General features: G+C 64.1%; 8 protein-coding genes. 2 read left to right on the top strand and 6 right to left on the bottom strand.

What is annotated here, in order from left to right:
• Window positions 1-104: 104 nt before the first annotated feature.
• The 6 genes from HWE04_RS23645 to HWE04_RS23620 form a co-directional block, all read right to left on the bottom strand.
• The gene (locus HWE04_RS23645; protein WP_241813859.1) at window positions 105-359 is read right to left on the bottom strand and encodes a DUF2442 domain-containing protein; all 255 of its coding nucleotides are present in this window, start codon (window positions 357-359) and stop codon (window positions 105-107) included.
• Window positions 360-363: 4 nt separating this feature from the next.
• Complete coding sequence (locus HWE04_RS23640) at window positions 364-624, bottom strand: DUF4160 domain-containing protein (protein ID WP_241813858.1); 261 nt, start codon at window positions 622-624, stop codon at window positions 364-366.
• Between the two features lie 156 nt (window positions 625-780).
• On the bottom strand, window positions 781-1419 hold the full coding sequence (locus tag HWE04_RS23635; RefSeq protein ID WP_446719249.1) for a PqiC family protein: 639 nt from the start codon (window positions 1417-1419) through the stop codon (window positions 781-783).
• A complete protein-coding gene (locus HWE04_RS23630) occupies window positions 1416-3044 on the bottom strand; it encodes a PqiB family protein (protein ID WP_241813857.1) in 1629 nt (542 codons plus the stop codon). Before HWE04_RS23630 ends, HWE04_RS23635 begins: the two co-directional genes overlap by 4 nt.
• Window positions 3041-3736 (bottom strand): paraquat-inducible protein A, encoded by a 696-nt coding sequence (locus HWE04_RS23625; RefSeq protein WP_241813856.1) that lies wholly within the window; start codon window positions 3734-3736, stop codon window positions 3041-3043. Before HWE04_RS23625 ends, HWE04_RS23630 begins: the two co-directional genes overlap by 4 nt.
• Window positions 3733-4374: a paraquat-inducible protein A gene (locus HWE04_RS23620; protein WP_006464353.1), complete on the bottom strand. Its 642-nt coding sequence runs from the start codon at window positions 4372-4374 to the stop codon at window positions 3733-3735. The genes HWE04_RS23625 and HWE04_RS23620 overlap by 4 nt, the downstream gene beginning before the upstream one ends.
• A gap of 723 nt (window positions 4375-5097) precedes the next feature.
• Here HWE04_RS23620 and leuA point away from each other — a divergent pair.
• Window positions 5098-6801 carry a 2-isopropylmalate synthase gene (gene leuA / locus HWE04_RS23615; protein ID WP_241813855.1) on the top strand — a complete coding sequence of 568 codons (1704 nt, stop codon included), beginning with the start codon at window positions 5098-5100 and terminating at the stop codon, window positions 6799-6801.
• 266 nt (window positions 6802-7067) lie between these two features.
• Window positions 7068-8276, top strand: coding sequence for an NnrS family protein (locus HWE04_RS23610; protein ID WP_241813854.1), 1209 nt, complete (start codon window positions 7068-7070; stop codon window positions 8274-8276).
• Window positions 8277-8309: the final 33 nt, after the last annotated feature.

The following is an 8309-nucleotide window of genomic DNA, read 5'->3' as shown; positions in this document are numbered from 1 at the left end:
CATACGGCTATCGAGATGAGGAGTACTTCTTCCTCAAAATCAAAGCCGCGTTCCCCGGAAATCTGCGATGAACCTTTTTCTTGGGTGACAGAATCGTCACCGTTTCAGGCAAGCAGCCATTGGCCATGGCGCCTGATTTCCTCATGCATGGCATCCGGCGCCAGATCGAGATCACCCGGCCAGGTCACGACGCCATCGACGACCTGGACCCGCCGGAACTGTTCCTGATCTCGCAGCGGCGCGAAGACGCCCCGGAAGAAACTGGGGAGGAATCTGACCGCACCTGCCACTCCATCGCTGAAGCGAACCTGTAACGCATATTCGCCGGAAATACTGACTTCAATCACGTCCCATTCCATGTCATCACTCCAATGGCGCAATCGGCTTGGGTGCCTTCAAGTTCTGGCAAAGCATCCAGTCTTCCATCAGTTCTATCTGATGCAATTCGGCCCAATCCAGCACAAGCTCCAGCGCTCTCCGGGGTAACTCCCCTTCAATAAGCAGCAATTTTTTGAGGTCGATCACCGCCTTGTACTCGGCATAGCGCACATGAAAATGCGGAGGCGAATGATCTCGGTAAAACATCTGAATCACAAGTCCATAAAACGTACTGATCGTCGGCACGGGATCACCTTCAGCTACATCGGTGTGTCCCGACTTGATGAATTCCCTCCGACCCTGATTCTACACAAGCACCGCAGCGGGGTGAGCTATTCCGGCCATTGCCAGAGATGCTAGGGCCTGTTCACACTAAATCTGCGAGATTTATGTGAACAGGCCCTAACTCGAACACTGCCCACCCTGCCCCGCCTGCAAAGCGCGCACGCCATCGGCAATCGCCTGCGCTGCCTGCGCGACGGCCTTCTGGGTGGCGGCGACCACGTCGGCATTGGCGCCACCGTTGACCGGCTCCACGACCGTCAGGCGACAGGCGCCGCTGCGGCGGTCGTCGGAGCGGGTGATGGTCCAACCGAAGGCGGCCTGGACGCGTCCACCGCGGGCGGCATCGAAATCGCGTAGTTCGACATTGATCCGATAACTGGCCTGGTCAGCCGGGCGACCGCCCCGCGAGACGTCGATGGCGCCCAGGCGCGCGGCCACGCCGGCGGCCAGGGCATCGCGCAACTCATTGTTGAAGGGCGAGGACCAGCGGTCCTGCTCCAGCACCTCCAGTCGGGTGGCATCGCTGCGCACCACCAGTTGCGGACGGGCCAGGCGGTCGGGTACCGCCACCGGCATCACCTCGATGAAGGTCTGCGGCCCCTGGCTGGCGGTGCGTACCGCCGGCGCGCTGTCGGCCGGGCTGGCCAGAGTGTAGAACGTCGCGGGCGGCGAACTGCCGCAAGCGGCCAGCAGTGACGCCACCAGGGCGGCCGCGGCCAGGGTCTTGGGAGAGAGGCTGTTCCTGTTGTGCATCATGGCTCCTGTTTGCCCCGGATCAGCGATTCCGGATGCTGTTGCAGGTAATCGGTCAAGACGCGGATCGAGGCCGCGGCCTTGGACAGTTCCTGCATGGTCTGGCGAATGTCCTGCTGCAGGGGCGCGTCGTCGGACAAGGTGCGCTCGGCCGCATTGAGGGTCTTGCGAGCATCCTTCATGGCCGCCTGCATCTCGGGCGCGATGTCGTTGTTGATGCGCGCAGCGGTCTGCTCGGCGGTCGACAAGGTCTTGTTCAAGGTCTTCAGGGTGGTCTGCAGATCGCGACCGATCTCGTCGAACGGTACCTTGGAGAGCTTGCCGGCGATATCCGAGAGCTGCTGCTGCAATGCGTCCAGGCTGCCCGGGATGGTCGGCAACTCCAGCGGCACTTTCTCAGGATCGATCTGCGCCGGTTTGGCCTTGGGGAAGAAGTCGATCGCCACGTACAACTGGCCGGTCAGAAGGTTGCCGTTGCGCAGCTGGGCGCGCAGGCCGCGCTTGACCAGCAGACGCAGCAGTTGCGCATTGGAGCGGCGCTCCTCGCCGGTCTCTTCGTGGAAGCGACGGCCGAGGCGGTCCGGATAGATCTGCACCAGCACCGGCATGCGGAATTCGCGGCGCTCGCGGTCGTACTCGACGCCGATGCTCTTGACCTCGCCCAGCACCACGCCACGGAAATCGACGGTCGCGCCCGGCTGCAGGCCACGCAGGGACTGGTCGAAATACAACAAGGCCGTCTGCGGCACGCCATCGGGCTCCTTCATGGCAGCGCTTTCGTCTTCGACCAACGGATATTCAGAACCTTCCTTGGCCGGTGCACTGACGCGATCTTCATCGCGGTCACGGAAGGCGATGCCCCCCAGCACCACCGTCGACAGCGCCTGGGTATGCAGCTTGAAGCCGCTGGCATTGAGTTCCATGTTGAAGCCGCTGGCATGCCAGAAGCGCGAAGCCTGGGTGACGAACTTGTCGTAGGGGGCATTGACGAAGATGCGCAGGGTCACGCCACGTCCATCCGAATCGAGGTCATAGGCCACCACCTGACCCACCTTGATACGCCGGTAGAAGATGGGGGAACCGATATCGAGCGAGCCCAGGTCGTCCGTATGCAGCACGAACTGGCGACCCGAGGCATCCCGCGTGACGATGGGCGGCTGCTCCAGGCCGACGAATTCCTTCTTGGTCTCTTCCGAGACACCGGCATCGGCACCGATATAGGCGCCCGAGAGCAAGGTGCCCAGCCCCGAGATGCCGGAGGCGGCGATGCGCGGGCGCACCACCCAGAAACGCGTGTCTTCGGCATTGAAGCCGGAGGCTTCCTGATTGAGCTGGATGCCCACCAGCACGTGCGAGCGGTCGGCGGCCAGCTTCAGGGTCTGCACCTGGCCGATTTCCACATCCTTGTACTTGACCTTGGTCTTGCCGGCTTCCAGGCCCTCGGCCGAGCGGAAGCTGACCGTGACCACCGGGCCACGCTCGACCAGGATCTTGGCCACCAGCGTCAGCCCGACGATGGCCGCGATGATGGGAATGAGCCAGACCAGCGAGGGCAGCCAGTTGCGCTGGCGCGTGCGCCGGGGCTGCAGCAGCGCCGGTTTGTCCTGGGGGGTGTCAGGTGGGGTCATGCGGGTTCCTGTTTCTTGTTGACAGTTGAAATCGGGGGGGCATCGTCCCAGATCAGGCGAGGATCGAAGGAGAGCGAGGCCAGCATGGTCAGAACCACCACCGCACCGAAGGCGGCAATGCCGATGCCGGCGTGGACGTTGGCGAAACCGTGGATCTTGACCAGCCCGGTCAGCACCGAGACCACGAACACGTCCAGCATGGACCAGCGTCCGATGGCTTCCACCAGTCGATACAGCTTGGCCCGTTGCAGGCGCTGCCAGCGGCTGCGGCGGCGCGCCGAGATGACCAGGATGCCCAGCGCCACCAGCTTGAACAGCGGCACCAGGAAACTGGCCACGAAGACCACCAGCGCCAGTCCCCATTCGCCCGAGGTCCAGAAATAGATGACGCCGGAGAGGATGGTGTCGCGCTGTTCATCCAGCAGGGTACTGGTGACCATCACCGGCATCATGTTGGCCGGGATGTACATGATGCAGGCCGCGATCAGCAGCGCCCAGGTGCGGGTGAGACTGTCGATCTTGCGCACGTGCAGCGGCGCGTGGCATACGCCGCAGTGCTCGTGCTCGGTGGCGCCTTGCCAGACCGTGCCGCAGTGGTGGCAGCCGATGACGCCCTGCGAGGCGGCGTCCGCCACCTGCAGGTCTTCATCTTCGGCCAGGGTGGCGCTGGCCGGTTCATGGGCGCGGCTCATGCGCCTGCTCCCTGGTCACCGAACTGCTCGGCCTGCTGCTGCTCCCACAGATGCCACAGATAGCGCGGATTGAACGACACCACCACCGTCAGCAGCACCGTCAGGCCACCGAAGGACCACAGCGCCGGGCCGGGAATCACCTCGGCCATGTTGGACAGCTTGATCAGCGCCACCAGGATGCCCAGCATGAAGACTTCGATCATGCCCCACGGCCGCGCCGCCTGCATCAGCCGTAGCAGCAGCACGAAGCCGGGCGGCCGGGTCGCACGCGCCGCCGGCAGCAACAGGTAAAGCAGCACGCCCAGCTGGATCAGCGGGAACAGCAGGGTCGTGGCCAGCACCAGCAGCGCCACTTCCGACATGCCATCACGGGTGAGCGCGACCACCGCGCCGATCAGGGTGGTCTGGCTGGACAGGCCCTGCAGTTCGATGGTCACGATGGGGAAGACATTGGCGATCACGAACAGGATCAGCGCGCCCACCGTCAGCGGCAGCAGGTGCTGCAGGCGCTTGCCGGTATCGCGCTCAAGCTCGGCCCCGCAGCGCAGGCAACGGGCGATCTCGCGCTCCCCGAGCGGCATGCGCTGGTAGACGGCGTCGCATTCTTCGCAAACGATCAGGTCCGGGCGTTTCTGCATGGATGAGGATAGTCCCGCGGGCGGGTGCTGTTGTTATAGTTTCTGCAAGGACAACTGACGGGCATGGTGGCACCATTGCAGGGCTTGCGTTGGAGCGCAATCGGGCAGCGGCGTTCCATCCGCACCACCGTTTGCGGGCCCGCCGCGTGAAGATAAATGACCTAATGGTCATTTGCCAGACGATTGTAGCAACAAATTTATTTCAATCCGGCAGGCTTTTACCTGGCTTTTCCTCGGCTCCGGCAGATAGCGCTTGACAAGCTTGCGGCCAATCTTCTACATTGCTTAGATGACTTCCGCAGCAAACTTCTCCCTACGCCACAACAGCGCCAGCGCCCTGCTAGCGTTGCTATCGGTGTCGCTACTACTAGCCTCGCGCTAAAATCCGCAGTTCCTGCCGTTCCCGCTGATGTCACGCGATCCGGCAAACCCAATCAAATCCAGCAATACCGGCAGTAAAACCAGGCAGTGACGCGCAAGCTGTACCGAGCCGACGTCGCAGCCGCATCAGGCGAAGCGATCATGCATTCGAACACCAGGACCATCCATACTCCGCGCCGGCAAGCATGCCAGCCGACCTGCGCGCGGCAGGAGATGCCGCCTCTGGCTCTATGAGGGGTTGCCTGGCCACGCGCCCGTGGCAGCCAGGCAACCCGATCCGCCACATCTGACGCATTGAAGCAATTCCGCATTCCCCGCATTCTTCAGACTTAGAGGTCCATCATGATGTTGAACAACCCCGCCGCCAAATACCGCCCCTTCCCCGCCATCGACCTGCCGGATCGCACCTGGCCCAGCAAGGTGATCGACACCCCGCCGATCTGGATGAGCACCGACCTGCGCGATGGCAACCAGGCCCTGATCGAACCGATGAACGCCGAGCGCAAGCTGCGCTTCTTTGAATTGCTGTTGAAGACCGGCCTGAAGGAAATCGAAGTCGGCTTCCCGTCGGCCTCGCAGACCGACTTCGACTTCGTGCGCAAGCTCATCGTCGAAAACCGCATCCCCGACGACGTCACCATCATCGTGCTGACCCAGTCGCGTGAAGAACTGATCCGCCGCACCGTGGAATCGCTGGAAGGCGCCAAGAAGGCCATCGTCCACCTGTATAACTCGGTGGCACCGGCCTTCCGCAAGATCGTCTTCAACATGTCGCGCGACGAGATCAAGAACATCGCCGTCACCGGCACCAGGCTGGTCAAGGAACTGACCGATGCGCGTCCCGGCACCGAGTGGCGCTTCGAGTATTCGCCGGAATCCTTCAGCACCACCGAACTGGACTTCTCCAAGGACATCTGCGACGCCGTCTGCGAAACCTGGGGTGCCACCCCGACCCGCAAGATCATCCTGAACCTGCCCTCCACCGTCGAGTGCGCCACTCCCAACGTCTACGCCGACCAGATCGAGTGGATGTGCCGCAACCTGAAGCACCGCGACAGCGCCATCATCTCGGTGCACCCGCACAATGATCGCGGCACCGCCGTGGCCTCGGCCGAACTGGCCGTGATGGCCGGCGCCGACCGCGTCGAAGGCTGCCTGTTCGGCAACGGCGAGCGCACCGGCAACGTCGACCTGGTCACCCTGGCCCTGAACCTGTACACTCAGGGTGTCAACCCGGGTCTGGACTTCTCCGACATCGACGTAGTACGCCAGGTGGTGGAAGAGTGCAACCAGATCCCGGTGCACCCGCGTCACCCGTATGTGGGCGACCTGGTCTTCACCGCCTTCTCCGGCTCGCACCAGGATGCCATCAAGAAGGGCTTCGCCAAGCAGCAGCCCGACGCCATCTGGGAAGTGCCCTACCTGCCGATCGACCCGGCCGACCTGGGCCGCAGCTACGATGCGGTCATCCGCGTCAACAGCCAGTCCGGCAAGGGCGGCATGGCCTACCTGCTGGAACAGGAATACGGCCTGGCCCTGCCGCGCCGCCTGCAGATCGAATTCTCGCGCGCCATCCAGCGCGAGGCCGATGCCACCGGCAAGGAAATCAACGCCTCCGACATCCACGCCATCTTCCAGCGTGAATACCTGGAGCGCAGCGAGCCCTATGTCTACCGCGCCCACCGCATGTCGGAAGACACGGCCAAGGCCGAGTCGATCAACATCGAAGTCGACATCGTACGCAATGGCCAGCCGGTCACCGTGCGCGGCAGCGGCAACGGTCCCATCGATGCCTTCGTGCATGCCCTGGGCCTGGACATCAAGCTGATGGACTTCCATGAACACGCCATCGGCGCCGGCGCCGACGCCAAGGCGGCCAGCTACATCGAACTGCGCCTGAACGAAGCCCCGACCGGTTTCGGCGTGGGCATCGACGCCAACATCGTCACCGCTTCCTTCAAGGCCGTGCTGTCTGCCGTGAACCGCCAGATCGCCATCAACGAGAGCGCCAACCAGGCCGGCTCCTCGCAAGCCAAGGCTGCCTGATAACGGAGCAGCGCCGGCGATCCCGGCCTGTCCCCGTGAGCGTAAGCTTCCAACGCCGACCTACAGGTCGGCGTTGTTTCGTGCGGTCTCCCTTTTCAGGCTTCTCTCTCCCCATCCCACCCGCGTTCTCTCCGCGCACGGCACATTGCCGTGGCAAAGCATCCCCCTTTGTTTCATCGCAAAGGCAAGTCCCGGCTGCCGACCTAGAATGCCCCGCTCAGGCCGCCGCACTCCCATGCTGTCGGCCGCCAACCTCGGGACATCCCATGATCCAGATCAGCGTCCGCTCGTCGGCCCCCACATCGTCCAAGCCGGGTCCTGCAAACACCCCTCCGGCCCTGTTCTCGCTGGGATTTCGGCCCTTCTTCCTGGCCGGCAGCCTGTGGGCGGCCCTGTGCATGGTGCTGTGGATCGGCATCCTGCACGGTCACGTGGTCTTGCCCACCCATTTCGATGCCCTGAGCTGGCACATCCACGAAATGCTGTTCGGCTGGATCATGGCCGCCATCGCCGGCTTCCTGCTCACTGCCATCCCCAACTGGACCGGCCGCACTCCGGTACGTGGCACCCTGCTCGCGGTATTGGCCGGCCTGTGGCTGCTGGGCCGCGTGGTCGGCACCGTTTCCGCGCTGCTGCCACTGTGGCTGGCAGCGCTGGCTGAACTGCTGTTTCCGGTGGCCCTGTGCACCGTGGCCTGGCGCGACATCATCGCCGCCCGCAACCGCCGCAACCTGCCCATGCCACTCCCCGTGGCCCTGCTGGGCGTGGCCGACCTGCTGATGTACCTGCGCGCCGGCGGCGTGGACCTGCCCCCGGGCCTGGACTGGCGCCTGGCACTGGTGGCGGTCTGCATCCTGATGTCAGTGATCGGCGCGCGCATCATCCCGACCTTCACGCGCAACTGGCTCACGGCACACCGCAGCCCGCTTCAAGTCACCAGCCATCGCTGGCTCGACATGGCCGCCACCGCCAGCCTGCACGCCACGCTGCTGGCCTGGGCCTGCCTGCCCCGCGCCACTGCCGTAGGTGCCCTGCTGTTACTGGCGGCGGCGCTGAACCTGGCCAGGCTGCTGGGCTGGCGCGGCCATGCCACCCTGGCCGAACCCCTGCTGGCCGTGCTGCACCTGGCCTATCTGTGGCTGATCGCCGGCGTAGCCCTGTTGGGCCTGAGCCTGGTGGCGCTACCGACGCTGGAAATCGGCGCCATCCACGCGCTCACAGCCGGTGCCATGGGCAGCATGGTGCTGGGGGTGATGACGCGGGTATCGCTGGGGCATACCGGCCGTGCCCTGCGCGCCGATCGCAGCACCATCGCCATCTATGCGGCCATCAGCGCGGCAGCTGGATGTCGCATTGCAGCAACATTCATCTCCGGCAACTTGCTCCTGACGATCTCTGCTGCCTGCTGGTCGCTGGCCTTCCTGCTGTTCGTGCTACGCTACGCGGCTGTCCTGAGTCAGCCGCGCGCTGCCTGAGGTCAGCGACACCGATCGCCGCAAGACCGCGTC

The sequence above is a fragment of the Herbaspirillum sp. C7C2 genome, assembly GCF_022627865.1.
In the GTDB taxonomy this organism is placed as follows: domain Bacteria; phylum Pseudomonadota; class Gammaproteobacteria; order Burkholderiales; family Burkholderiaceae_D; genus Herbaspirillum; species Herbaspirillum frisingense.
Note: the sequence above shows the minus strand (reverse complement) of the source record. Positions and strands in the feature narration are given on the sequence as shown.

Excerpts from the sequence above, each read along its gene's own strand:
- leuA (WP_241813855.1), top strand. The coding sequence starts at position 5,098 with ATGATGTTGAACAACCCCGCCGCCAAATACCGCCCCTTCCCCGCCATC.
- HWE04_RS23635 (WP_446719249.1), bottom strand. The coding sequence starts at position 1,419 with ATGATGCACAACAGGAACAGCCTCTCTCCCAAGACCCTGGCCGCGGCC.
- HWE04_RS23620 (WP_006464353.1), bottom strand. The coding sequence starts at position 4,374 with ATGCAGAAACGCCCGGACCTGATCGTTTGCGAAGAATGCGACGCCGTC.
- HWE04_RS23630 (WP_241813857.1), bottom strand. The coding sequence starts at position 3,044 with ATGACCCCACCTGACACCCCCCAGGACAAACCGGCGCTGCTGCAGCCC.
- HWE04_RS23645 (WP_241813859.1), bottom strand. The coding sequence starts at position 359 with ATGGAATGGGACGTGATTGAAGTCAGTATTTCCGGCGAATATGCGTTA.
- HWE04_RS23625 (WP_241813856.1), bottom strand. The coding sequence starts at position 3,736 with ATGAGCCGCGCCCATGAACCGGCCAGCGCCACCCTGGCCGAAGATGAA.
- HWE04_RS23610 (WP_241813854.1), top strand. The coding sequence starts at position 7,068 with ATGATCCAGATCAGCGTCCGCTCGTCGGCCCCCACATCGTCCAAGCCG.